At 57.9% G+C, this 24,954-nt stretch carries 26 protein-coding genes; 18 read left to right on the plus strand and 8 right to left on the minus strand.

Annotated elements, in window-relative coordinates:
- Window positions 1-30 precede the first annotated feature (30 nt).
- The 7 genes from AC07ZE_RS24010 to AC07ZE_RS24040 all read left to right on the plus strand — a co-directional run bounded on the left by AC07ZE_RS24010 (window position 31) and on the right by AC07ZE_RS24040 (window position 4,724).
- On the plus strand, window positions 31-600 hold the full coding sequence (locus AC07ZE_RS24010; protein ID WP_207266913.1) for an Rnf-Nqr domain containing protein: 570 nt from the start codon (window positions 31-33) through the stop codon (window positions 598-600).
- Window positions 597-1,613, plus strand: a complete 1,017-nt coding sequence (gene rsxB, locus AC07ZE_RS24015; protein ID WP_207266914.1) for an electron transport complex subunit RsxB — start codon at window positions 597-599, stop codon at window positions 1,611-1,613. Before AC07ZE_RS24010 ends, rsxB begins: the two co-directional genes overlap by 4 nt.
- Window positions 1,600-2,586 carry an RnfABCDGE type electron transport complex subunit D gene (locus AC07ZE_RS24020; RefSeq protein WP_207266915.1) on the plus strand — a complete coding sequence of 329 codons (987 nt, stop codon included), beginning with the start codon at window positions 1,600-1,602 and terminating at the stop codon, window positions 2,584-2,586. Before rsxB ends, AC07ZE_RS24020 begins: the two co-directional genes overlap by 14 nt.
- Window positions 2,583-3,194 carry an RnfABCDGE type electron transport complex subunit G gene (locus tag AC07ZE_RS24025; protein ID WP_207266916.1) on the plus strand — a complete coding sequence of 204 codons (612 nt, stop codon included), beginning with the start codon at window positions 2,583-2,585 and terminating at the stop codon, window positions 3,192-3,194. The genes AC07ZE_RS24020 and AC07ZE_RS24025 overlap by 4 nt, the downstream gene beginning before the upstream one ends.
- Window positions 3,187-3,774, plus strand: coding sequence for an Rnf-Nqr domain containing protein (locus AC07ZE_RS24030; RefSeq protein WP_207267881.1), 588 nt, complete (start codon window positions 3,187-3,189; stop codon window positions 3,772-3,774). The genes AC07ZE_RS24025 and AC07ZE_RS24030 overlap by 8 nt, the downstream gene beginning before the upstream one ends.
- 25 nt (window positions 3,775-3,799) lie before the next feature.
- Entirely contained in the window at window positions 3,800-4,438 is a 639-nt protein-coding gene (gene nth / locus AC07ZE_RS24035; protein WP_095193084.1) for an endonuclease III, read from the plus strand.
- A 106-nt stretch (window positions 4,439-4,544) separates the two neighbouring features.
- Complete coding sequence (locus AC07ZE_RS24040) at window positions 4,545-4,724, plus strand: PA3496 family putative envelope integrity protein (protein WP_095193083.1); 180 nt, start codon at window positions 4,545-4,547, stop codon at window positions 4,722-4,724.
- Between the two features lie 90 nt (window positions 4,725-4,814).
- On the opposite strand, the gene AC07ZE_RS24045 is transcribed toward AC07ZE_RS24040, so the two are convergent.
- Window positions 4,815-5,441: a response regulator transcription factor gene (locus AC07ZE_RS24045; protein ID WP_095193082.1), complete on the minus strand. Its 627-nt coding sequence runs from the start codon at window positions 5,439-5,441 to the stop codon at window positions 4,815-4,817.
- A gap of 547 nt (window positions 5,442-5,988) precedes the next feature.
- Here AC07ZE_RS24045 and AC07ZE_RS24050 point away from each other — a divergent pair.
- Window positions 5,989-6,669, plus strand: a complete 681-nt coding sequence (locus tag AC07ZE_RS24050) for a hypothetical protein (RefSeq protein WP_207266917.1) — start codon at window positions 5,989-5,991, stop codon at window positions 6,667-6,669.
- A 125-nt stretch (window positions 6,670-6,794) separates the two neighbouring features.
- Here AC07ZE_RS24050 and AC07ZE_RS24055 read toward each other — a convergent pair whose 3' ends face one another.
- Both AC07ZE_RS24055 and AC07ZE_RS24060 read right to left on the minus strand, forming a co-directional pair.
- On the minus strand, window positions 6,795-8,012 hold the full coding sequence (locus AC07ZE_RS24055; protein ID WP_095193080.1) for an argininosuccinate synthase: 1,218 nt from the start codon (window positions 8,010-8,012) through the stop codon (window positions 6,795-6,797).
- A 129-nt stretch (window positions 8,013-8,141) separates the two neighbouring features.
- A complete protein-coding gene (locus tag AC07ZE_RS24060; protein WP_207266918.1) occupies window positions 8,142-9,047 on the minus strand; it encodes a flagellar protein MotY in 906 nt (301 codons plus the stop codon).
- 159 nt (window positions 9,048-9,206) lie between these two features.
- On the opposite strand from AC07ZE_RS24060, the gene pyrC reads away from it, so the two are divergent.
- Both pyrC and rnt read left to right on the plus strand, forming a co-directional pair.
- Window positions 9,207-10,253 (plus strand): dihydroorotase, encoded by a 1,047-nt coding sequence (gene pyrC / locus AC07ZE_RS24065; protein WP_207266919.1) that lies wholly within the window; start codon window positions 9,207-9,209, stop codon window positions 10,251-10,253.
- Window positions 10,250-10,927, plus strand: coding sequence for a ribonuclease T (gene rnt, locus AC07ZE_RS24070; protein WP_095193077.1), 678 nt, complete (start codon window positions 10,250-10,252; stop codon window positions 10,925-10,927). The genes pyrC and rnt overlap by 4 nt, the downstream gene beginning before the upstream one ends.
- 85 nt (window positions 10,928-11,012) lie before the next feature.
- Here rnt and AC07ZE_RS24075 read toward each other — a convergent pair whose 3' ends face one another.
- Window positions 11,013-11,615 (minus strand): peroxiredoxin, encoded by a 603-nt coding sequence (locus AC07ZE_RS24075; RefSeq protein WP_207266920.1) that lies wholly within the window; start codon window positions 11,613-11,615, stop codon window positions 11,013-11,015.
- Window positions 11,616-11,917: 302 nt separating this feature from the next.
- On the opposite strand from AC07ZE_RS24075, the gene AC07ZE_RS24080 reads away from it, so the two are divergent.
- Window positions 11,918-12,136 (plus strand): bacterioferritin-associated ferredoxin, encoded by a 219-nt coding sequence (locus AC07ZE_RS24080; RefSeq protein WP_008057530.1) that lies wholly within the window; start codon window positions 11,918-11,920, stop codon window positions 12,134-12,136.
- 198 nt (window positions 12,137-12,334) lie between these two features.
- Window positions 12,335-12,811: a bacterioferritin gene (gene bfr / locus AC07ZE_RS24085; protein ID WP_207266921.1), complete on the plus strand. Its 477-nt coding sequence runs from the start codon at window positions 12,335-12,337 to the stop codon at window positions 12,809-12,811.
- A gap of 122 nt (window positions 12,812-12,933) precedes the next feature.
- Here bfr and grxD read toward each other — a convergent pair whose 3' ends face one another.
- Together grxD and AC07ZE_RS24095 are read right to left on the minus strand one after the other, a co-directional pair.
- Window positions 12,934-13,275, minus strand: a complete 342-nt coding sequence (grxD, locus tag AC07ZE_RS24090; RefSeq protein ID WP_007938922.1) for a Grx4 family monothiol glutaredoxin — start codon at window positions 13,273-13,275, stop codon at window positions 12,934-12,936.
- Window positions 13,276-13,372: 97 nt separating this feature from the next.
- Window positions 13,373-15,481, minus strand: coding sequence for a molybdopterin oxidoreductase family protein (locus tag AC07ZE_RS24095; RefSeq protein ID WP_207266922.1), 2,109 nt, complete (start codon window positions 15,479-15,481; stop codon window positions 13,373-13,375).
- 455 nt (window positions 15,482-15,936) lie between these two features.
- Between AC07ZE_RS24095 and argF the strand changes: the two genes are divergently transcribed.
- On the plus strand, window positions 15,937-16,857 hold the full coding sequence (gene argF / locus AC07ZE_RS24100; RefSeq protein WP_207266923.1) for an ornithine carbamoyltransferase: 921 nt from the start codon (window positions 15,937-15,939) through the stop codon (window positions 16,855-16,857).
- Entirely contained in the window at window positions 16,854-17,963 is a 1,110-nt protein-coding gene (locus tag AC07ZE_RS24105; RefSeq protein ID WP_207266924.1) for an ABC transporter ATP-binding protein, read from the plus strand. Before argF ends, AC07ZE_RS24105 begins: the two co-directional genes overlap by 4 nt.
- A gap of 131 nt (window positions 17,964-18,094) precedes the next feature.
- On the opposite strand, the gene AC07ZE_RS24110 is transcribed toward AC07ZE_RS24105, so the two are convergent.
- The gene (locus tag AC07ZE_RS24110) at window positions 18,095-18,877 is read right to left on the minus strand and encodes a PhzF family phenazine biosynthesis protein (RefSeq protein WP_207266925.1); all 783 of its coding nucleotides are present in this window, start codon (window positions 18,875-18,877) and stop codon (window positions 18,095-18,097) included.
- A 102-nt stretch (window positions 18,878-18,979) separates the two neighbouring features.
- On the minus strand, window positions 18,980-19,450 hold the full coding sequence (gene ybaK, locus AC07ZE_RS24115) for a Cys-tRNA(Pro) deacylase (RefSeq protein WP_207266926.1): 471 nt from the start codon (window positions 19,448-19,450) through the stop codon (window positions 18,980-18,982).
- 360 nt (window positions 19,451-19,810) lie between these two features.
- Here ybaK and AC07ZE_RS24120 point away from each other — a divergent pair, with 360 nt between their 5' ends.
- From AC07ZE_RS24120 to glpD, 4 genes are all read left to right on the plus strand, one after another.
- Complete coding sequence (locus tag AC07ZE_RS24120; protein ID WP_207266927.1) at window positions 19,811-20,662, plus strand: MIP/aquaporin family protein; 852 nt, start codon at window positions 19,811-19,813, stop codon at window positions 20,660-20,662.
- A 75-nt stretch (window positions 20,663-20,737) separates the two neighbouring features.
- Window positions 20,738-22,243 (plus strand): glycerol kinase GlpK, encoded by a 1,506-nt coding sequence (glpK, locus tag AC07ZE_RS24125; protein ID WP_207266928.1) that lies wholly within the window; start codon window positions 20,738-20,740, stop codon window positions 22,241-22,243.
- 95 nt (window positions 22,244-22,338) lie between these two features.
- On the plus strand, window positions 22,339-23,094 hold the full coding sequence (locus tag AC07ZE_RS24130; protein WP_095193067.1) for a DeoR/GlpR family transcriptional regulator: 756 nt from the start codon (window positions 22,339-22,341) through the stop codon (window positions 23,092-23,094).
- Between the two features lie 295 nt (window positions 23,095-23,389).
- A complete protein-coding gene (gene glpD, locus AC07ZE_RS24135) occupies window positions 23,390-24,928 on the plus strand; it encodes a glycerol-3-phosphate dehydrogenase (RefSeq protein ID WP_207266929.1) in 1,539 nt (512 codons plus the stop codon).
- Window positions 24,929-24,954 lie beyond the last annotated feature (26 nt).

Raw genomic sequence — 24,954 nt, forward strand, 5'->3', positions numbered from 1 at the left:
TTAAACAACTCCGTCCTTGCCGGCACGATCATGACCGAAACACTGCTCACGCTTATCAGCACCGCCCTGATCAACAACCTTGTGTTGCATTGGCCGCTGGGTGTCGATCCGCTGCTGGGCAGCCAACGTCAGCAAGCCCATGCCCTGGGCGTGGCGACGACCTGCCTGATGTTGATCGTCGGCCTGCTCGGTTATGCGCTCTATCATGGGCTGCTCATCCCGCTGGAATTGACCTCGCTGCGCCTGTTCGTGTTCCTGCCTCTGAGCGTGCTGCTGATCGGTCCTCTGCTCAAGGGCTTGTCCCGGGTATTTTCGACGCTGTCGTTTGACGGTCTCTGGCCGCTGCTGCTGGGCAACGCCGCAGTACTCGGGGTGGCGCTTCTCGGCATTGAGGGTGACAAAGGCTTTTTTGCTGCCGCAGCCCTGAGCCTGGGCGGCGGCCTGGGATTCTGGCTGGTGCTGAGTCTGTTCAACGACCTGCGTCAACGCACTCTCGATAACGATGTTCCGCTGCCCTTTCGCGGCTTGCCGATCGACCTGATCGGCGCCGGCCTGATCGCAGTGGCCTTTCTAGGATTCAGCGGACTGATCAAAACATGAGTCTGATTCAACGCATCGACGCCCTCTTGCCGCAGACCCAATGCGGCAAGTGCGGCCATCCCGGATGCAAGCCCTACGCTGAAGGCATCGCCAACGGCGAGCCGATCAACAAGTGTCCACCGGGCGGCAACGAAACCATCAACGCCCTGGCCGAACTGCTGAAGGTACCGGTGCTGGAACTGGATCTCAGCCGTGGATCCGCCCCGGCACAGATTGCCTACATCCGCGAAGCCGAGTGCATCGGTTGCACCAAGTGCATCCAGGCTTGCCCGGTAGACGCCATCGTCGGCGCGGCCAAGCTGATGCACACGGTGATCATCGACGAATGCACCGGTTGCGACCTCTGCGTGGCGCCCTGCCCTGTGGATTGCATCGAAATGCATCCGTTGCCGAAGGCCACCGTGCTGCCGATTGTCGGTGGCATGGCGTTCAGCCTGGAAGAACAACGGGCACGCGCCGTCAAACGCGATCACGCACGGCGCCGTTTCGAGCAACGCAACGCCCGTTTGCAGCACGAAGAACAACAAAAAGCCGCCGAGCGCCAGGCCCGCGCGCAACGCGCCGCCCAATCCGCGCAAGCGACGCTTGACCCCGTGCAAGCCGCCCTCGAACGCGTCCGCGCACAGAAAGCCGCCAATGCCGATGCGGCGCTGAAGAAAGCCAAGATCGATCTGGCAATGAGTCGGGCGCAACTGACCAAGTCACTCAAGGCTTTTGGCCATCCGCCGACCTTCGAACAGCAGTCGCAGTTGATCGTTCTGCAGCAGCAATTCGAAGCCGCCGAGCAAGCCTTGGCACAACTGGAAAACGCAGCGCCGTCGTCCCCTGCACCCGCCACGGTTGCTGCTCCACCGAAGAATGCCGACCTGAATCGGGCGAAGATCCAGTTGGCCATGCGCCGCGCGGAACTCAAAAAAGCCCAAACTGCCGAAGCGCCCGCTGAGCAGATCGAAACACTGGAACGTGCAGTCAGTGAAGCCGAACGCCAGGTGGATGCCTATGCAAGCCCTTGAATCGGTCGACGAACGCCTTCAGCAGGCCATGAAACTGGTTCTATTGGCTACGTTGCCAGGGATGCTGGCGTTGTTCTGGCTATACGGCTGGGGGGTCTTGATCAATTTGCTACTGGCAAGCGCCAGTGTGCTGGCCGTTGAAGCGGCGGTACTGCACTTGCGCAAGCGCCCCCTCAAGCCGACTTTGAACGATGGCAGTGCCCTCGTCAGTGCAACCCTGCTGGCCCTGGCCTTGCCGCCCTATTGCCCGTGGTGGCTCACGGTCAGTGCTGCCGCGTTTGCCATGGTGTTCGGTAAACACCTGTATGGCGGTGTGGGAAGCAATCCGTTCAACCCGGCGATGCTCGGTTTCGCCCTGGTGATGGTGGCTTTTCCGCAAGAGATGACCCACTGGCCCGCGTCCCACGGCCTGAATCTGTCGGGCGGCTTACAGCAAGTGTTCGGTTTCGGTCCAACCCCGGATGCGTGGGTTCGGGCCACTGCACTGGACAGCCTGCGGATCAATAAAAGCCTCACCATGGACGAACTGTTCTCGGCCAATCCGGCGTTTGGCCATTTCGGTGGTCGCGGTGTGGAATGGGTGAACCTGGCCTTTCTCGCGGGTGGCGCGTTTCTGCTGCAACGACGCGTGTTCAGCTGGCATGCGCCGGTCGGCATGCTCGCCAGCCTGTTTATCATCAGTCTAGTGTGCTGGAACGGCTCAGGCTCCGATTCCCATGGTTCACCGCTGTTTCATCTATTGACCGGCGCCAGCATGCTGGGAGCGTTCTTTATCGTTACGGAACCAGTGTCCGGCGCCAAAAGCCCCGGCGCACGACTGCTGTTCGGCATGGGTGTCGGGCTGCTGACGTATCTGATTCGTACGTGGGGCGGCTACCCGGACGGCGTGGCTTTTGCGGTGCTGTTGATGAACCTCTGCGTGCCGACGCTGGAACGGTTTGTCGCGGTCAGACAGCAGCGGACTGCATCATGAACCGGGCTTCGAGCGTTGCCGTCCTGACCTTACTGGCCGTCCTCGGAATCGGCCTGACCTGGCTTGTGCAGCACAGCAGCGAGCCACGGATCGCGGCGGAGCAACGCCTGATCGACAGTCGTAACCTGCTGGACCTGCTACCGCCCGGCAGCTACGACAATCAGCCGCTGGATCAAACGCTCACGCTTGAAAACACAGCACTGGGCAACAGCACACTGCTTACGGGCTACCGGGCAACCAAGGCCGGGCAGGCGTATGCCGTGCTGCTGCGCAGCCAGACCCTGGGTTACGCAGGCGCCATCGAGCTGCTGATCGCCATCGACGCCAACGGCAGGCTGATTGGCATCAAAACGCTCAAGCAAGCGGAAACACCGGGGCTCGGCGCACGGATCGCCGACTGGCCCAATACCTGGCTTCAAATGTTTTCCGGCAAGTCCCGAACCGATCCGGTCGACAACGGCTGGGCCTTGAAAAAAGATCAAGGGCAATTCGACCAGATTGCAGGCGCGACAATTACTTCCAGAGCGGTGATAAACGCCACCCATGACGCGCTGCGTTACTTCGATGAGCACCGACAAAAACTGCTTGGGAGCCCTTCCCATGAGTAAATCATTGCTGTTGCAGCATTCATTGATGCTCGCGCCGCTTATCGGCGCCACCGGTTCACTGGTGAGCGCGCTCGGCCTTTGGCTGATGTTCATCGTGGTGATCAGTGTTTTTGGGCTGGGCATGAATGCATTGCGCTCTCGCTTGCATACGGCGACGCATTTGCCGGCAAGCGTGCTGCTCGCCGCAACGCTGACCAGTTGCGCGGAACTCGGGGCGCAAATCTGGTCGTTGCAATGGCATCAACAGGTGGGAATCTATGCCGCTTTGATTGCATTGCAATGCGTCGTGCTCGACCACACGGGTTTCTTCCAGAACAGTTGGCGCGATCGTCTGCGCCTGTGCGGCCTGTTCGGCGCATTGATGGTGGGCCTGGGCGTGCTGCGCGAACTTATTGGCAACGGGACTCTGGGTCATCATCTACCGTGGCTCGCTGCTGCGACGCAAGCGGATTGGCGCGGCTGGGTGCTGACCGCCGACGGAGGCTTGCGCTTGGCCACACTGGCCCCGGGTGGTTTCATTTTGCTGGGGTTGCTGGTCGCCGCATGGCAGGCCTGGCAGCGCCCGACACCTTCACATTGATCGCTTTCGAGGAATCGCACTGCCCATGAATGCCGCAAAACGTCTGGAAATTTTCCGCAGGCTGCATGAAGACAACCCGGAACCGAAGACCGAACTGGCCTATTCCTCACCGTTTGAACTGCTGATAGCGGTGATTCTTTCGGCGCAATCGACCGATGTCGGTGTCAACAAGGCCACGGCAAAACTGTTCCCGATAGCTAATACCCCTGCGGCAATCCATGCCCTGGGCGTCGAAGGCCTGTCGGAATACATCAAGACCATCGGCCTGTTCAACAGCAAAGCTAAAAACGTGATCGAGACCTGTCGCTTGCTGGTGGAACGTCATGCCGGGGAAGTGCCACAGACCCGTGAAGAGTTGGAAGCCCTGCCAGGTGTGGGCCGCAAAACTGCCAACGTGGTACTCAATACCGCATTTCGCCAGTTGACCATGGCCGTGGACACCCATATTTTCCGTGTCAGTAACCGCACCGGCATTGCGCCCGGCAAGAATGTGGTCGAAGTCGAGAAAAAACTGATGAAGTTCGTGCCCAAGGAGTACCTGCTCGACTCCCACCACTGGTTGATCCTTCACGGTCGCTACGTTTGCCTGGCCCGCAAGCCCCGGTGCGGCAGTTGCCGCATCGAAGACTTGTGCGAATACAAGCACAAGACCTCGGACGATTGAGCCACTATTGAATTTATTGATTCGCCGATTGAAAAAATCTTTTTTACCCGCCGGGAGATTGTCGATATAAGGAGCCCCAAAGGCCTTCTTAGCCTGGAGTAACTAAATGAGCACTGGCAAAGAGCAATTGGACGTAGATGAAGAATTCACTGCCGTTGAGGCTGATGATGCCGAACCTGTGGTTGAAGTCGCAAAAACCAACCTGAGCAAACGGCGTACCATCGACAATCTGCTGGAGGAGCGCCGACTGCAAAAGCAATTGGCCGATTACGACTTTGACTTATGACACCTGAAAGCCTCCCGAAACGGAGGCTTTTTACTGTGTGCCGAACCGCGATAAATGCCCGTTCATCACGTATGGTCGCCCCGGATAAAATCACACTAGCCCATTGCGCTGAGCCAGTTCGATCAGGTCAACCAGGGAGCGGGCATTGAGCTTCAGCAACAGGCGCGTCTTGTAAGTACTGACGGTCTTGTTGCTGAGAAACATCCCATCGGCAATCTCCTTGTTGGTCTTACCCCTGGCCAGCTGTTGCAAGACCATCATTTCCCGCCCTGACAGGCGATCCACCATATCGGCTTCACTGGCGTTCCCGAGACTGGCGCGCACGGTATGTAAAGCCTGATTGGGAAAGTAGCTGTAACCGGACAAAACCGCTTTTATCGCACTGAGTAACTCCGTCAGATCCTGCTGCTTGCAAACATACCCCGCAGCCCCCGACTGCATGCAGCGCATGGAAAAGTGTCCGGGAGCCTGGGAAGTCAATATCAGAACTTTCATAGGCATTGCCGCTGATGCAAGACGCGCAATAACTTCCAGACCGTCCAGTTTCGGTATTCCGATATCCAGAATGACAATATCCGGCATGTGTTCGCGAGCAAGTTGCAATGCATCCACGCCGTTATCGGTTTCTGCAACAACTTCGTAGCCATGACGCTCCATTAGCATACGTACCGCAAGACGAATGACGGGGTGATCATCCACGATCAGCACTTTATTCATGGGCAAGTCCAATTTTCGCTGTTCGAATTTTTAGAGCCAGCACAATAGCCTAGTCGTTTCACCCATGGCATGCCGCCCCCCCCAACGACCTGCACCAAGAGACATTCCCTACAAGAATCGCGGATTAGTCCTACAAAACACCCTCGAACACAATGCAAAAAAAATTGTATCCGCGCGAATAAATTACGCCTTACAACATTTTTAGTATCAACTTGCAACTTAAAAACTAAAAACCAGAATCCGGCAAACAACATCCGAATGGACACTCGACACTAAAATGCAACTGACGCCACCCACTAAAAACACTCACACCAGAAATATCACACATCGACCACCCATTTACTCTTACAGCAAAAATTCCCAGATAGATAATTATTATCAAACCAACAACAAACCACGACCCCAAAAAAAACAAAACAAGCATGACTTACAATCGACACGAAGGCATTAAAGACATAAACGACAAATGAATGGCATAACATAACCCTCAACAACGCGCACTACATCTCATTCCGAACGAGAAGATACAACACGACGAGTAACAGAAATGAACAAACTAAAAAAAAGCATAACCAACCCCATGACAATAATCGCGACATTCGCAACACTGTCTGAAACATCGGCAGCAATCTCTCTTCCGTTCCTGGACAATCAGGAAAGAGAGATTTACGTCTGGTTTCTAATCAGCTTTCCCTTTTATCTACTGTTCCTTTTCTTTGCCACACTCAACTTCAATTACCGATCTCTGTATTCACCTTCTGACTTTGAAAAGGATGAGCACTTTCTGAAGGCCATGAACGAGGCGCAGACGCAGAAAAATAACGCTTCGGTAAATGACTTGCGGCCAGCCTCCTCTCCCGGCAGTGCACAGGCTCCGCCAGACGAAACCGGGTTGCAGCCTCCGCTCCATATTCGCCTGCCCGAATTACTGAGGGATCTGCACATCATCGATACACGCGGGATGAAAAACAAACCCGATCTCAGCTCTTCGCTGGAGAAGATACAAAGGACACAGGAAAAGCGGCCGCGCGTAATTTTGTTTCTTACCGGCGCGGAATCCGAAAAATTACTGAATGGACGTGTACTCAAATATTTCAAACAGACAAAAAAACGCGGCAGCGCCCATTTCTGTGTGGCTTACAACTTGAGTTCACAGGGGATGACTGTCATGGACCCCGATTGCCGACTGACACACAACGCTCAGCAGCAAGATAGGGTTGATCAGTGAGAGGCGGACGGGGAGGTATGAATCAGGTCAAACGTGAATCGTCGTATCGCAAATTTAAAAAACCTCTTTCAGATGCGTGGCCCCGTCGATGACGAGGCCACACATCCATCACAGGCTCAAACCACTCAGAACAGCTTGCGGCCTTTGTTTGCAGCAATACGCATGCGCAAGGCATTGAGCTTGATGAAGCCCGCCGCATCGGCCTGGTTGTAAGCGCCGCCATCTTCCTCGAAGGTCGCGATGTTGGCGTCGAACAACGACTCATCGGACTTGCGACCGGTGACGATCACGTTGCCCTTGTACAGCTTCAGGCGCACGACGCCGTTCACGTGAACCTGGGACGCATCAATCATCTGTTGCAGCATCAGACGCTCAGGACTCCACCAGTAGCCGGTGTAGATCAGGCTGGCGTACTTCGGCATCAGCTCGTCCTTGAGGTGAGCCACTTCGCGGTCCAGGGTGATCGATTCGATCGCACGGTGGGCGCGCAGCATGATGGTGCCGCCGGGCGTCTCGTAGCAGCCACGGGATTTCATGCCCACGTAACGGTTCTCGACGATATCCAGACGTCCGATACCGTGTTCGCCACCGATACGGTTCAGGGTCGCCAGCACGGTAGCCGGGGTCATTTCGACGCCGTCCAGGGCCACGATGTCGCCGTTGCGGTAAGTCAGCTCCAGGTACTGCGGCTTGTCAGGAGCGTTCTCCGGGGAGACAGTCCAGCGCCACATGTCTTCTTCATGCTCGGTCCAGGTGTCTTCCAGCACGCCGCCTTCATAGGAGATGTGCAGCAGATTGGCATCCATCGAGTATGGGGATTTTTTCTTGCCGTGACGTTCGATCGGGATTGCGTGCTTTTCAGCGTAATCCATCAGCTTCTCACGGGACAGCAGGTCCCATTCGCGCCATGGGGCGATCACTTTCACGCCAGGCTTGAGGGCATAGGCGCCCAGTTCGAAACGAACCTGGTCATTGCCTTTGCCGGTGGCGCCATGGGAAATGGCGTCAGCGCCGGTTTCGTTGGCGATTTCGATCAGGCGCTTGGCGATCAGCGGACGAGCGATGGAAGTACCCAGCAGGTACTCGCCTTCGTAAACGGTGTTGGCGCGGAACATCGGGAACACGAAATCGCGCACGAACTCTTCGCGCAAGTCGTCGATGTAGATTTCTTTCACGCCCATGGCCTGTGCCTTGGCGCGTGCCGGTTCGACCTCTTCGCCCTGACCCAGGTCAGCGGTGAAGGTCACCACTTCACAGTTATAAGTATCCTGCAGCCACTTGAGGATCACCGAAGTGTCCAGGCCGCCGGAATACGCCAGAACGACCTTGTTTACGTCCGCCATGCCATCACTCCACGGGGTTCTACGGAAAGCCGGGAAGTCTACCGCTCATGCAGGATAATTTACAGTGGCGCGACAGCTTATGACGACGAAGCGACAGATTATGTCGAGAGCGCGACGATGACCAAGGAGTCAGGATGTTGCCGAAGCGGCCGGCTTAGTGGCTTGAGGCGCCACTTGTTCCGGTGGTGCTCCCCGCTCCAGACGCACCGCAACCCGGCGGTTCTTCGAGCGATTGGCGTTGTTGGTATTGGGTGCCAGCGGATAACGCTCGCCATGGAAGCGCACGGTGATCTGCGACTCCTGGATGCCGTTCGCCTTGAAGAACTCCATGACGGCCAGGGCGCGGCGACGTGACAGGTCACGGTTGGTCAGGCGATTGCCGCTGTTGTCGGAATGGCCGTCGAGTTCGATGTGATTGACCGTCGGATCGGCCTTCATGAATTCGAGCATCACCTGCAGCCTGGCTTTCGCGGCAGCATCGAGCTCGATGCCGCCGCCGGGGAATCCGACTTCGGACTGCTTCACCTGATCGAAATTCTGTGGCAACAGCTTGGCGACACACCCCTGGTAGTCGGCAAACGCTTTATTGAACTTGACCGGTAACAGGCGCACTTCCGACACCCGCCCATCGCCAGAGGCATGCCGGACCACGGGACTGCGCCCATCCATCAGGCCACTGATCAAGCGTCCGGCCTGAGCGTGTGAGCTGTTGAACAACACGTTACCACTGCCGATTCTCACTGTACCCAGATTGATATCGCCCCGCCCCGGTTGCCAGGGCGCTGCGGCGGCCAGCAAGGTAGCCGAACCTCCACCCATCACGGCGTTGTAGGCATTCAGACGAAACGTCGCCTGCTCTCCGGCTCGACGCACGAACTGTCCCGAGCCGAAATCGGTGATCGGCTGGGTCAGGCGGCACTCGAACTTGTCGCCTTCGACCGTCCACTCAATGCTCTCCAGACGGGTCTGGAAAGTGAGCGCCATCGCGGGAAGGCTGGCAAACACACTGAGCAAGGCTAAATAACGCTGGCGCACGGGAGGCTCCACTGGCTTCTACAACAAAAAGACCGACACACAGATGTTTACGGCATACCTGTTGGATATCGGAAGCTTCCTGCAAAACTTGATAGCGAGTGCCTGCAAGAGTCTTTTCCGGTAGCATTCCCCTCAGTTTGACCCGCCTGGAATCCCCTCATGTCCGACCGCCTGACCCTGCTGCGTCCCGACGACTGGCACATTCATCTTCGCGATGGTGCCGTGTTGACCAATACCGTCGCGGATGTCGCGCGCACCTTTGGTCGCGCCATCATCATGCCCAACCTGGTACCTCCTGTCCGCAATGCGGCTGAGGCCGATGGCTACCGCCAGCGCATCCTCGCTGCCCGCCCGGCCGGCAGCCGGTTCGAACCGCTGATGGTCCTGTACCTGACCGACCGCACCCAGCCCGAAGAAATTCGCGAGGCCAAGGCTACCGGTTTCATTCACGCCGCCAAGCTGTACCCGGCCGGCGCGACCACCAACTCGGACTCTGGCGTCACCAGCATCGACAAGATCTTCCCTGCACTCGAGGCCATGGCCGAAGTGGGAATGCCCTTGCTGATCCACGGCGAAGTCACCCGTGGCGATGTCGACGTGTTCGACCGCGAAAAAATCTTCATCGATGAGCACATGCGTCGCGTGGTCGAGCGTTTCCCGACCCTCAAAGTAGTGTTCGAACACATCACCACCGCTGACGCCGTGCAGTTCGTCAACTCGGCTTCGGCCAACGTTGGCGCAACCATCACTGCGCATCACCTGCTGTACAACCGCAACCACATGCTGGTGGGCGGGATTCGGCCGCACTTCTATTGCCTGCCGATTCTCAAGCGCAACACGCACCAGGAAGCGTTGCTCGATGCCGCCACCAGCGGCAGTGAAAAATTCTTCCTTGGCACCGACTCGGCCCCCCATGCCCAGCACGCCAAGGAAGCCGCCTGCGGTTGTGCCGGTTGCTACACCGCTTTTGCTGCGATCGAGATGTATGCCGAAGCCTTCGAACAGCGCAATGCGCTGGACAAGCTCGAAGCGTTCGCCAGCCTCAACGGCCCTCGCTTCTATGGCCTGCCGGTGAACACCGATCGCATCACCCTGGTCCGCGAAGAATGGACCGCCCCAACCAGCCTGCCGTTTGGCGAGCTGACCGTTATCCCGCTGCGCGCCGGTGAAAAACTGCGCTGGCGCCTGCTGGAGGAACACGCGTGAGCGAAGACCATTTCGACGATGAACAGGAAGGTCAAGGCGGCGGAGGCGGTCCTCGTCATCCAATGGCTGCCAGGTTTCGTGGTTACCTGCCGGTTGTCGTCGACGTAGAAACCGGTGGCTTCAACTCGGCCACTGACGCCCTGCTGGAAATCGCCGCGACTACCATCGCCATGGATGAAAAGGGCTTTGTCTACCCTGATCACACCTACTTCTTCCGGGTCGAGCCTTTCGAAGGTGCGAACGTCGAAGCGGCAGCGCTGGAGTTCACCGGGATCAAGCTCGATCACCCGCTTCGCATGGCCGTGAGCGAAGAGTCGGCGCTGAACGATATCTTCCGCGGTGTACGCAAGGCGCTCAAAGCCAACGGTTGCAAGCGGGCGATTCTGGTCGGTCACAACAGCAGCTTCGACCTGGGCTTCCTCAACGCTGCCGTCGCGCGCCTGGACATGAAGCGCAACCCGTTTCACCCGTTCTCCAGCTTTGACACAGCCACCCTCGCCGGCCTGGCTTATGGTCAAACGGTGCTGGCCAAAGCCTGTCAGGCAGCCGACATCGACTTCGACGGTCGCGAGGCCCACTCGGCTCGCTATGACACGGAGAAGACCGCCGAGCTGTTCTGCGGCATCGTCAATCGCTGGAAACAAATGGGCGGTTGGGAAGACTTCGACGACTGATCCGTCGCACTCATCCCACCCATAAAAAAACCGGCCTCAAGGGCCGGTTTTTTTGTACCTGCTTTTTGTAGCAGGAGCGTGTGCCTTACAGCGCAGCAGCGTGCTCGGTCAGGTAGGCCGCGACGCCTTCTGGCGAAGCGTTCATGCCCTTGTCGCCTTTTTTCCAGTTCGCAGGGCAGACTTCGCCGTGCTCTTCGTGGAATTGCAGAGCGTCGACCAGACGCAGCAACTCTTCCATGTTACGACCCAGCGGCAGGTCGTTAACGATCTGCGAACGGACAACGCCTTTGTCGTCGATCAGGAACGCACCACGGAAGGCCACGCCATCAGCGGACTGAACGTCGTAGGCTTTCATGATTTCCTGCTTGATGTCGGCAGCCATGGTGTAACGGACTTCGCCGATACCGCCATTGTTGACCGGGGTGTTGCGCCACGCGTTGTGGGTGAAATGCGAGTCGATGGACACAGCGATCACTTCAACGTTGCGTGCCTTGAACTCAGACATGCGGTTATCCAGAGCAATCAGCTCCGACGGGCAAACGAAGGTGAAGTCCAGTGGGTAGAAGAACACCAGGCCGTATTTGCCTTTGATGGCAGAGGACAGGGTGAAGCTGTCTACGATTTCGCCATTGCCGAGTACGGCCGGTACGGTGAAGTCAGGGGCTTGTTTGCCTACGAGTACGCTCATTGGATATCTCCTGGTGTAGAAACGTGAAAAACAAGGTTTGCGCCAGCCTGCCACCCTCAAGCGACAGCCCTGTGACACGAACCCGTTTCGCAAAGACCGGCCATCATACACTGCGTGTTTGGCCTGTCCTCAACGGTTTTTCCCACAGGGTGGAAATGCCGGAACGTGTTTCCTTTCTGGGTCCATCGAAAAATACCGTTCGTCAGCCTTGGGAAAAGCCTTCCCAATGAACTTTGACAATCATTCTCGTTAACATTAAGATCCATCGCATTCGAGACATAAACGAGCGACGGTTTTCACTTATGTATGTTTGCCTCTGCACTGGCGTCACCGACGGCCAAATCCGCGATGCGATCTATGAAGGATGCTGCAGCTACAAGGAAGTCCGCCAGGCCACCGGCGTTGCCAGTCAGTGCGGTAAGTGTGCCTGCCTCGCCAAGGAAGTGGTCCGCGAGACCCTGACAAAATTGCAGACGGCCCAGGCCGCGATTCCTTTTCCTGTTGAATTTACAGCCGCATAATTACCGTATTTCAAAGAACCGGACTCATGTCCGGTTTTTTTATGTCTGAAAATCAACTGCTTAGGCTCTAGACGCGGAACACAAACATTCTTATTCCGATTAATTTTCATTTAAGTTTCAATAACTTAGGTTTGACACTCTTAGTTGTGCGGCTCAAACTCTGCCTTATTGACAGCTAATACAGGGCAGGACCCCATCATGAAAGGCGACGTTACAGTCATCCAGCATCTCAACAAGATCCTTGCCAATGAGCTGGTCGCGATCAATCAATACTTTCTGCATGCACGCATGTATGAAGATTGGGGCCTGAACAAGCTCGGTAAACACGAGTACCACGAATCCATCGACGAGATGAAGCACGCGGACAAGCTGATCAAGCGCATCCTGTTTCTTGAAGGCCTGCCGAACGTCCAGGACCTGGGCAAGTTGCACATCGGCGAACACACCAAGGAAATGATCGAGTGCGACCTGCGCATCGAGAAAACCGGCCACGCCGATCTTAAAGTCGCCATCGCGCATTGCGAGTCGGTGGGTGACTTCGGTAGCCGTGAACTGCTTGAAGATATCCTTGAGTCTGAAGAAGAACATATCGACTGGCTGGAAACTCAACTCGGCCTGATCGACAAGATCGGTATCGAGAACTATCTGCAATCGCAGATGGGTGAAGACGAATAATTACGCCATTATTCTCGACGCGATAAAAAGCCCCGCTCTCTTTAAAGAGGCGGGGCTTTTTTGCTCTTGCTCTTTGTAGGAGCAGCCGGTCGACGCTCGATTGCGCCTACAAAGATACGAGATCAGGCTTCGGTTTTTGCAGCTGCAGCTTTAGCGGCAGCGTCTTTGATCAGCGCCTGCAACGAACCATCAGCAGACATCTCGGTCATGATGTCGCTACCGCCGACCAGCTCGCCAGCGACCCACAGTTGCGGGAAGGTTGGCCAGTTGGCGTATTTTGGCAGGTTGGCGCGGATTTCCGGGTTCTGCAGGATGTCCACGTACGCAAACTTTTCACCACAAGCCATCACAGCCTGCGCGGCTTTCGCAGAGAAGCCGCACTGCGGGGCATTCGGCGAGCCTTTCATGTAAAGCAGAATGGTGTTGTTGGCAATCTGCTCTTTAATCGTTTCGATGATATCCATGGAGCACCTCGGCTGAACTTTCCGACTCATGGGTCGGCACGGTGGCGCATTGTAACGGAAAGCCGAGGGCCATGCTCGGTCTCTCCGTCAGATACGATCAAGCCGCCGCCACGGTCACCGGAACCCCATTCAACGCAGCATTCCCCGACAACTCATCGAGCTGACATTCGTCTGTCAGGTCATTGGCACTGGACCCCGGCTGGCCACTGGCAATCGTCATTTGTACGCCTGGCCGCGCATGGCCCCAACCATGCGGAAGGCTGACCACTCCTTTCATCATATCCAGACTGCCCAGCACTTCCACTTCAATCACCCCGACCCGCGAACTGACCCGCACTCGCTGACCGTCGCTCAGTCCGCGACTGGCCAGGTCATCCGGGTGCATCAACAACTGATGGCGCGGCTTGCCCTTTACCAGACGGTGATAGTTGTGCATCCACGAATTGTTGCTGCGCACATGTCGGCGACCGATCATCAACAACTCATCGGCGGCGGGTGCCTGCAATGCTGCGAAACGTGCCAGGTCGGCGAGAATCTCGGCCGGGGCGGCCTGGACACGCTGATTGGCGGTTTTCAGGCGTGGAGCCAGATTGGGCTTGAGCGGCCCCAGATCGACACCATGGGGATGGTCGAACAGGGTCGTCAACGACAGCTGATGCTCCGACGCATCGCCATACAAGCCCGTGCGCAAGCCACGATCGATCATTTGGGCCGGGGGGATGGTCGGCTTCAAGTCCTTGCCGGTTTTCGTGGCGAATGCCTTCGCCAGCCCGACGAATATCTCCCAGTCGTGCAGGGCTCCCTGGGGCTTGGGCAGAATCGCCCGATTGAATCGACTGACGTTGCGTACAGCGAACATGTTGAATGTCGTGTCGTAATGATCGTTTTCCAGCGCCGAGGTGGACGGCAGGATCAGGTCGGCGTAACGCGTGGTTTCGTTGATGTACAAGTCGACACTGACCATGAACTCAAGCCCGTCCAGCGCCTGTTCCAGCTGACGGCCGTTCGGCGTGGACAACACCGGGTTGCCCGCCACGGTGATCAACGCCCGAACCTGCCCTTCCCCTTCGGTCAGCATCTCTTCGGCCAGTGCCGACACCGGCAGTTCGCCAGCGTACTCCGGAAGCCCGGACACCCGGCTCTGCCACAGATTGAAATGCCCGCCCGACGTGGAGGCCACCAGATCCACCGCCGGCTCAGTGCACAAGGCACCACCCACACGATCGAGGTTGCCGGTGACCAGGTTGATCAACTGCACCAGCCAATGACACAGCGTGCCGAATGCCTGGGTCGAGACACCCATGCGGCCATAGCAAACTGCGCTCGGCGCTGCGGCGAAGTCCCGCGCCAATTGGCGGATCTGTTCGGCCTGCACCGCGCACAACGGGCTCATGGCCTCGGCAGTGAAATGGGCGATTGCTCTGCGCACCTCATCCACACCGTCCACCGGCAAATGACTGTCGCAGGTCAGGCCTTCGGCAAACAAGGTATTGAGCAGGCCAAACAACAGCGCCGCATCACCACCAGGACGCACAAACAGATGCTGGTCGGCAATGGCCGCCGTTTCGCTGCGACGCGGGTCGACCACCACGACTTTACCGCCACGGGCCTGAATCGCTTTCAAGCGTTTTTCCACATCCGGCACGGTCATGATGCTGCCGTTGGACGCGAGCGGGTTGCCACCGAGAATCAGCATGAAGTCGGTGTGATCGATGTCCGGGATTGGCAGCAACAAACCGTGGCCGTACATCAAATGACTGGTCAGGTGATGGGGCAATTGGTCGACCGACGTTGCGGAAAAACGGTTGCGGGTTTTCAGCAGGCCAAGAAAGTAGTTGCTGTGAGTCATCAGCCCGTAGTTGTGCACGCTGGGATTGCCTTGATAGACCGCCACCGCGTTTTGCCCGTGACGCTCCTGAATCGCTGACAGGCGTTCGGCCACAAGATTGAAAGCATCTTCCCACTCGATGGGCTGCCATTCGCCGCCCACCCGCCGCATCGGTTGACGCAGGCGATCCGGATCGTTCTGAATATCTTGCAGGGCGACAGCCTTGGGGCAAATGTGCCCGCGACTGAACGTATCCAGGGGATCGCCCTTGATCGAAGTGATCTGCACATTACCAGCCTCGACCTCGGTGGTTTCGATGGTCAGGCCGCAGATGGCTTCACACAGGTGGCAGGCACGGTGATGGAGAGTCTTGGTCATGGCCAGTCTCTGTCTTGTTCTGGGCGGGCAATTTCGGCCGCGGGAACAAAACTATGGCGCTTGCACCGCTACCGCGCCAGCGACGTTCGTCTTGTGAATTGATGGCCATCAGGCCAGCGGATGAGCACGGGGGGATCAGCAGCGGACAACAGGTCAGAAACCGACCGTCAGCACGCCACCACCGTCCCGTTCGATTGCCAAGCTGCGCGGGCGCGGTGTACAAATGCTTGGCTGCTGTCCGGAAACAGGCTTCATAAGCGCTACTGCGGTTATCCCGTAGCCCCTCTGAAATCCCCTAAAAACCGTAGCCCTATTGGTAAGACGCGACATTTAATTATAAGATCGCGCCTTCCCCTATTTCGTCGCCCCGTGCGGCTTACGCCGCAGGTCTCGCCCGTTGTTCCGTTAAACAAGGCTTTGAGCATCTGCGGTTTGTAGCAAAAAGGTAGTCAATGATGAGCGCAAGGCACTTTCTCTCCCTGATGGATTGCACGCCCGAAGAGCTGGTCAGCGTGATCCGTCGAGGCGTTGAGCTCAAAGACCTGCGTAACCGCGGTGTACTGTTCGAGCCCCTGAAAAACCGCGTGCTCGGGATGATTTTCGAAAAATCCTCGACCCGCACCCGCATTTCGTTCGAAGCCGGCATGATCCAGCTCGGTGGCCAGGCGATCTTCCTGTCGCCGCGCGACACCCAACTGGGCCGGGGCGAGCCGATCAGCGATGCCGCCATCGTTATGTCAAGCATGCTCGATGCGGTGATGATCCGTACCTTTTCCCACAGTACCCTGACCGAATTCGCCGCCAATTCGCGCGTCCCGCTGATCAACGGTCTGTCCGATGACCTGCACCCCTGCCAGTTGCTGGCCGATATGCAGACGTTCCTCGAACACCGCGGCTCCATCCAGGGCAAGACTGTGGCCTGGATCGGCGATGGCAACAACATGTGCAACAGTTATATAGAAGCGGCGATCCAGTTCGACTTCCAGTTGCGCATCGCCTGCCCGGAGGGCTACGAGCCGAACCCGAAGTTCGTGGCCCTGGCCGGCGATCGAGTGACCATCGTTCGCGATCCGAAAGACGCCGTGCGCGGCGCCCATCTGGTGAGCACCGACGTCTGGACCTCCATGGGCCAGGAAGAAGAAACCGCCAAGCGCCTGCAGCTGTTCGCCCCGTACCAGGTCAACCGTGCCCTGCTTGACCTGGCCGCCAGCGACGTGTTGTTCATGCATTGCCTGCCAGCCCATCGCGGTGAAGAGATCAGCATGGACCTGCTCGACGACCCGCGCTCGGTGGCCTGGGACCAAGCAGAAAACCGTCTTCACGCACAAAAGGCCCTGCTCGAGTTTCTCGTCGAGCCGGCGTACCACCACGCATGAGCCAGCCATTACTGCTCAACCTGCGCAACCTCGCCTGCGGCTATCAAGACCAGCGTGTGGTGCAAAACCTCAACCTGCATTTGAACGCCGGTGACATCGGTTGCCTGCTGGGCTCTTCCGGCTGCGGCAAGACCACCACCCTGCGTGCGATTGCCGGTTTCGAACCGGTACACGAAGGTGACATCCAGCTGGCGGGCGAGACGATCTCCAGCGCCGGCTTCACCCTCGCACCGGAGAAACGTCGCATCGGCATGGTGTTCCAGGACTACGCACTGTTTCCACACTTGAGCGTGGCCGACAACATCGCCTTCGGCATTCGCAAGCATCCGCAAAAGGATCGCGTCGTCGAAGAGCTTCTGGAACTGGTCAACCTGAAGAACCTCGGCAAGCGCTTCCCCCATGAGCTTTCCGGTGGTCAGCAACAACGTGTCGCACTGGCCCGCGCCCTGGCGCCGGAACCGCAACTGTTGCTGCTGGACGAACCGTTCTCCAATCTTGATGGTGAATTGCGTCGCAAGCTAAGCCACGAAGTTCGCGACATTCTCAAGGCTCGAGGCACCAGCGCGATTCTGGTCACCCACGATCAGGAAGAAGCATTCGCGGTCAGCGATCACGTCGGCGTGTTCAAGGAAGGACGGCTGGAACAATGGGATACGCCGTACAACCTGTACCACGAACCGCTGACACCCTATGTGGCCAGCTTCATCGGCCAGGGCTATTTCATCCGAGGCCAGCTGAGCAGCCCGGAGTCGGTGCAGACCGAACTGGGTGAGTTGCGCGGCAACCGTGCCTACACCTGGCCGGTCGGTGGCGCGGTGGATGTGCTGCTGCGTCCCGATGATATCGTTTATGCCCCAGACAGCAGCTTGAGGGCACGGATCGTGGGCAAATCGTTCCAGGGTGCATCGACGCTGTATCGCCTGCAGATGCCGACCGGCGCACAACTGGAATCGATCTTCCCCAGTCATGTCGATCACTTGGTCGGCGCTGAGGTTGGCATTCGTGTCGCGGCAGAACATTTAGTGTTGTTTCAAGCCCCCAGCAGTATCGCCGCGCAGATCCCGGTCGTGGAATCCGGTGTTCGGCGCTACAGCACCGCCAGCTGATAAGCACAGACCCAATGTGGGAGCGGGCTTGCTCGCGAAAGCGTCCGGTCAGTCGATATCTTTGTTGACTGACACTCCGCCTTCGCGAGCAAGTCGAATCGTCGCACCGCCGTTCCCACGGTTGTTTTTCGTCAACCCAACATCAGCGTTCCACTGGCCACCAGCGTCGCATGCCCGCCAATCTTCACCCGATCCCCTTCCAGCCGGCAGAACAGTTCTCCACCGCGAGTCGAGGACTGGTACGCCGTCAGACTCGATTTGCCCAGGCGCTTGGCCCAATACGGAATCAGACTGCAATGGGTCGATCCGGTTACCGGGTCTTCATTGATGCCAATGGCCGGGGCGAAGTAGCGCGACACGAAATCCTGTTTGCTGCCCCGGGCGGTGACGATGGCACCCAGCCAAGGCAGCTTCGACAGGGCAACCATGTCCGGCTGACAGTCGAGTACGGCCTGTTCGGATTCGAGCACCACAAATAACTCATTCGAACCCAGCACATCGACGGCTTCCACGCCAAGCGCGCGCTCGACGTCCAGGGTCACGCCCACTTCCGATGGCACGATCGCTGGAAAATCCAGCCACAGACGCCCGCTCTCACGACTTACGCTCAGCGGACCGGACTTGCAGGTGAAATCCAGGCGCTCGACAGGCTCCTTGTAGATTTCAAACAAAACATAAGCGCTGGCCAGGGTCGCGTGACCGCACAACGGCACTTCGGTGGTCGGGGTAAACCAGCGAATGTGCCAGCCCTGCCCTTCACGCACGACAAAAGCCGTTTCGGCCAGATTGTGCTCGGCGGCGATTTTTTGCATCAACTCATCGTCAAGCCAGGCATCCAGCCGATAGACCATCGCCGGGTTACCACTGAACGCTCGGTCGCTGAACGCGTCGACCTGATGAAACTCGAGTTGCATAACATTCTCCCTTTGTCAGGCCACTGAGCATGAAGTCGCTAAAAAAAACGCACCCGTGACAGAGTCGGTCTTTTTCCACCCTACAGCGGCGCGGCTCGCCCTTCAGGAACGACCTATATCAGCGAATTTTGCCTGGGTATGTTCGGCCAGTACGGCGGGGGCCAGTTCGACTTCCAAGCCACGACGGCCGGCGCTCACGAAGATACTGGAGAAAGGCTGGGCTGAATGATCAATAAAGGTGCGCAACCGCTTCTTCTGCCCCAGCGGGCTTATGCCACCCAATAGGTAACCCGTAGAGCGTTGTGCAGCGGCCGGGTCGGCCATTTCGACTTTTTTCACGCCGGCCGCCTGGGCCAGGGCTTTCAGATCCAGACTTCCGCCCACCGGCACCACCGCCACCAGCAACTCGCCTTTTTCACTGGCTGCCAGCAGGGTCTTGAACACCTGCGCCGGATCCAACCCGAGCTTTTCCGCGGCCTCCAACCCATAGGACGCAGCCTTCGGGTCATGTTCATAACTGTGCACTCGGTGTTCGGCCCGAACCTTTTTCAGCAAATCCAATGCGGGTGTCATGACAGCTCCAGACATGGCGGCAGTAAAAAATACTGCGCCGGATTCTAGGACATTGATCCAAAAAAGGCTCTATCGCACCGCCGTTACAAAATGTCAGGCACGTTCGATTGAGTCGATTTTGGCTTCTCGGCAACGCAATCATTCATAGAACTAATAGTTACTTTGTGACCAACGGTTCACTTTCGACCTTTGACAGCAGTGTTTCTTGTCTATATTTTTTCGTTTGTGAAACTGTACGAAAAGTCTTACCGCAGTGCCCAGCTGTAACCCGGGAACAGGATGGGGATCCTGCCTCGGTGAAAAACGCGCTTTGACCCTGTTGGAGCGCAAGCGCCAGACAAGAAAAAAAATGAGGTTTCGATGACAACTGCTTTACAACAACCGTCGCTCTCGAGCCAATGCATGGCCGAGTTTCTGGGCACTGCGCTGCTGATTTTCTTTGGTACCGGTTGCGTTGCCGCGCTCAAGGTCGCGGGTTCCAGCTTCGGTCTGTGGGAAATAAGTATTATCTGGGGTGTCGGCGTCAGCATGGCGATCTACCTGACGGCGGGGATTTCCGGCGCCCACCTCAATCCTGCCGTCAGCATCGCGCTGAGCATTTTTGCCGACTTTGAAAAGCGCAAACTGCCGTTTTACATTTTCGCCCAGGTGGCTGGCGCCTTTTGCGGTGCCTTGCTGGTGTACACGCTGTACAGCAATCTGTTCTTCGATTTCGAACAAACTCACCATATGGTTCGCGGCACCGAAGCCAGCCTTGAATTGGCGTCGGTGTTTTCCACCTTCCCCAATCCGAGCCTGTCCACATCCCAGGCCTTTCTGGTCGAAGTCATCATCACGGCCATTCTGATGGGCGTGATCATGTCATTGACCGACGATAACAATGGTTTGCCCAATGGCCCGCTGGCGCCACTGCTGATCGGCCTGCTGATTGCGGTGATCGGCAGTTCGATGGGGCCACTGACCGGTTTCGCGATGAACCCGGCCCGTGACTTCGGTCCTAAACTGATGACTTTTTTCGCCGGTTGGGGCGACATTTCCTTCACCGGCGGACGTGATATCCCGTATTTCCTGATTCCGGTTTTTGCACCGATCGTCGGTGCCTGCCTCGGTGCCGCGGCTTATCGCGGGGTCATCGCCCGCCATCTGCCAAGCGCCGTATCGGCTACGAAGGACTCAACACCAGCCGTTGACGGCAAACCGAGAATTTATTGATACCGTTGGCGCATGATCCTGCCAAACAGATCGCGCGCCAGACCTCACTCCCTTTTTTCGTCCAAGGCAATCGACATGAATGACACTCAGAATAAGAACTACATCATTGCCCTCGATCAGGGTACGACCAGCTCCCGCGCGATCATTTTCGACCGCGATGCGAACGTGGTTTGCACCGCACAGCGCGAGTTCGCGCAGCATTACCCGCAAGCCGGTTGGGTCGAACATGACCCGATGGAAATCTTCGCCACCCAGAGCGCGGTGATGGTCGAGGCCCTGGCGCAAGCTGGTCTGCATCACGATCAGGTGGCGGCCATCGGCATCACCAACCAGCGTGAAACCACCGTGGTGTGGGACAAGAACACCGGCCGCCCGATCTACAACGCGATCGTCTGGCAGTGCCGACGCAGCACCGAGATCTGTCAGCAGCTCAAACGCGATGGCCACGAGCAGTACATCAGCGAAACCACCGGCCTGGTCACCGACCCGTATTTCTCCGGAACCAAGCTCAAGTGGATCCTCGACAACGTCGAAGGCAGTCGTGAACGCGCACGCAACGGCGAATTGCTGTTCGGCACGGTCGACAGCTGGCTGATCTGGAAATTTACCGGCGGCAAGGTGCACGTCACCGATTACACCAACGCCTCGCGCACCCTGCTCTTCAACATCCACACCCTGGAGTGGGACGCGAAGATGCTGGAGCTGCTGGATATCCCGCGGGAAATGCTGCCGCAGGTGAAATCCTCTTCGGAAATCTACGGTCACACCAAAAGCGGTATCGCCATCGGCGGTATTGCCGGCGACCAGCAGGCGGCACTCTTCGGCCAGATGTGCGTCGAAGCCGGTCAGGCCAAAAACACCTACGGCACCGGTTGCTTCCTGCTGATGAACACCGGCGACAAAGCCGTAAAATCCAACCATGGCATGCTCACCACCATCGCCTGTGGTCCCCGTGGCGAAGTGGCCTATGCACTCGAAGGCGCGGTGTTCAACGGCGGGTCCACCGTGCAGTGGCTGCGCGATGAGTTGAAGATCATCAACGACGCCCACGATACCGAATATTTCGCCAACAAGGTCAAGGACAGCAACGGCGTGTACCTGGTCCCCGCCTTCACCGGCCTCGGTGCTCCGTACTGGGATCCGTATGCCCGCGGTGCGCTGTTCGGTCTGACCCGTGGCGTGCGCGTCGATCACATCATCCGTGCTGCACTGGAGTCGATTGCCTACCAGACCCGCGACGTACTCGATGCCATGCAGCAGGACGCCGGCGAACGCCTCAAGGCCCTGCGCGTGGATGGCGGTGCGGTCGCGAACAACTTCCTCATGCAGTTCCAGGCCGACATTCTCGGCACCCAGGTCGAGCGTCCGCAAATGCGCGAAACCACGGCGTTGGGCGCCGCTTATCTGGCGGGCCTGGCCTGCGGTTTCTGGGGCAGCCTGGAAGAGTTGCGCGGCAAGGCCGTGATCGAGCGCCAGTTCGAACCGACACTGGACGAAACGGCGAAGGAAAAACTCTACGCCGGCTGGAAAAAAGCCGTCAGCCGCACCCGCGACTGGGAGCCACAGGAAGGGGCTGAATAAGCCACGACTCAGACAGGAATCTGCATGTAACTGGCAGGGAGAGGATTCGTGCGGCATCATGGGCAAATTTTGCACGGCAGCCCAAAGGACGCCCCATGAATCTGCCTCCCCGTCAGCAGCAAATCCTTGAACTGGTCCGTGAGCGCGGCTATGTCAGCATCGAGGAAATGGCCACGCTGTTCGTCGTTACTCCGCAAACCATCCGCCGCGATATCAATCAACTGGCGGAAGCCAATCTGCTGCGTCGCTACCACGGCGGCGCGGCTTACGATTCCAGTGTCGAAAACACCGCCTACGCCATGCGCGCCGATCAGATGCGCGATGAGAAGCAGCGGATCGGCGAAGCCATCGCGGCGCAGATCCCCGATCACGCCTCACTGTTCATCAACATCGGCACCACCACCGAATCCATCGCCCGCGCATTGCTCAATCACAGCCATCTGAAGATCATCACCAACAACCTGCACGTGGCCTCGATGCTCAGCGCCAAGGACGATTTCGACGTTCTGCTGACCGGCGGCAACGTGCGACGCGATGGTGGCGTGGTTGGTCAGGCCAGTGTCGACTTCATCAACCAGTTCAAGGTCGACTTCGCCCTGGTCGGCATCAGCGGCATCGATGAGGACGGCAGCCTGCTGGATTTCGACTATCAGGAAGTGCGGGTGTCCCAGGCGATCATCGCCAACGCCCGCAAAGTGATCCTCGCCGCCGACTCCAGCAAGTTCGGGCGTAACGCCATGATCCGACTGGGGCCGATCAGCCTGATCGACTGCCTGGTCACCGATCAACAGCCCGTGCCGGCGCTCACACAGCTATTGAATCAGCACAAGATTCGGCTGGAAGTCGTTTAACGCCGCACCTCTTCGTCGTTTGTCACGACGCCTTCGCGAGCAGGCTCGCTCCCACAAGGGTAACGCTGAACGGGTGGGAGCGAGCCTGCTCGCGAAGGCAATCTCAAAAGCACTTCCCTCCTGCGCCCCGGCACGCACCTGAATGTTCGAATATTTTCCTTTAACCGCCCTTCGATGAGTTTTTTCAATCGAAGCCGACTGGCTGTGCGCGTCTTTATGGGCTAATATTTTCGCAAATGAACATTCATGTTCGAATTCAAATACAGAAAATCAAAGAATTCCGAGGCCTTAGCCGATGCCCACTTCTACCTTGCCTACGCCCCCTCTTGCCGAGGTCTACGATATCGCCGTCATCGGTGGCGGGATCAATGGCGTGGGGATCGCAGCGGATGCCGCCGGTCGCGGACTCTCGGTGTTCCTTTGCGAAAAGGATGATCTGGCCAGCCATACGTCCTCGGCCAGCAGCAAGCTGATCCACGGCGGTCTGCGCTACCTCGAACACTATGAATTCCGCTTGGTGCGCGAGGCTCTGGCCGAGCGCGAGGTGCTACTGTCCAAGGCGCCGCATATCGTCAAGCAAATGCGCTTCGTACTGCCACATCGCCCGCACCTGCGTCCGGCCTGGATGATCCGCGCCGGCCTGTTCCTGTATGACAACCTCGGCAAACGGGAACAACTCAAAGGTTCGAAAAGCCTGAAGTTCGGCCCGGACAGCGCCCTGAAAAGCGAAATCACCAAAGGCTTCGAATACTCCGATTGCTGGGTCGACGATGCACGCCTGGTGGTGTTGAACGCGATGGCTGCCCGGGAAAAAGGCGCTCACGTCCACACCCAGACCCGCTGTGTCAGCGCACGTCGCACCAAAGGCCTGTGGCACCTGCACCTTGAGCGCGCCGATGGCAGTCTGTTTTCGATCCGCGCCAAGGCACTGGTGAATGCGGCCGGCCCTTGGGTCGCCAAGTTCATTCGTGATGACCTGAAAATGGAATCGCCCTACGGCATCCGCTTGATCCAGGGCAGCCACCTGATCGTGCCAAAGCTGTACGAAGGCGAACACGCGCACATTCTGCAAAACGAAGATCAGCGCATCGTGTTTACCATTCCGTACCTGAACCACTTCACCCTGATCGGCACCACCGACCGCGAGTACACCGGCGATCCGGCCAAAGTGGCGATCACCGAAGGCGAAACCGATTACCTGCTGCAAGTGGTCAATGCCCACTTCAAAAAGCAGATCAGCCGCGACGACATCCTGCACAGCTACTCCGGCGTGCGTCCGCTGTGCAACGACGAGTCCGACAACCCGTCGGCCGTCACCCGCGACTACACCCTGGCGCTGTCGGGCAGCGGTGAGGAAGCGCCGCTGCTGTCGGTGTTTGGCGGCAAGCTGACCACCTACCGCAAGCTGGCCGAGTCGGCGCTGGCGCAACTGGCGTCCTACTTCCCACACATCAAGCCGAGCTGGACGGCCAATGAAACCTTGCCGGGCGGCGAAAGCATGACCACTCCGCAAGCGCTGAGCTCGCAGATCCGCGACAAGTACGACTGGATTCCGACGGAGATCTCGCGCCGCTGGGCCACCACCTACGGCAGCCGGACCTGGCGCATGCTCGAAGGCGTACAAAACCTGAGCGATCTGGGCGAGCACATCGGCGGCGGTCTCTATACCCGCGAAGTCGATTACCTGTGCAGCGAAGAGTGGGCCACCACCGCCCACGACATCCTCTGGCGTCGCAGCAAGCTTGGCTTGTTCACCACCGCCGCAGAGCAGGACAAGCTCAAGGATTACCTGAACAAGGTCGAGCAGAACCGCAGCAAGATCGAAGCGGCCTGATCGGATATCCAAAAAAACGAAAGCCC

It is taken from the genome of Pseudomonas sp. GW101-3H06 (assembly GCF_059424605.1).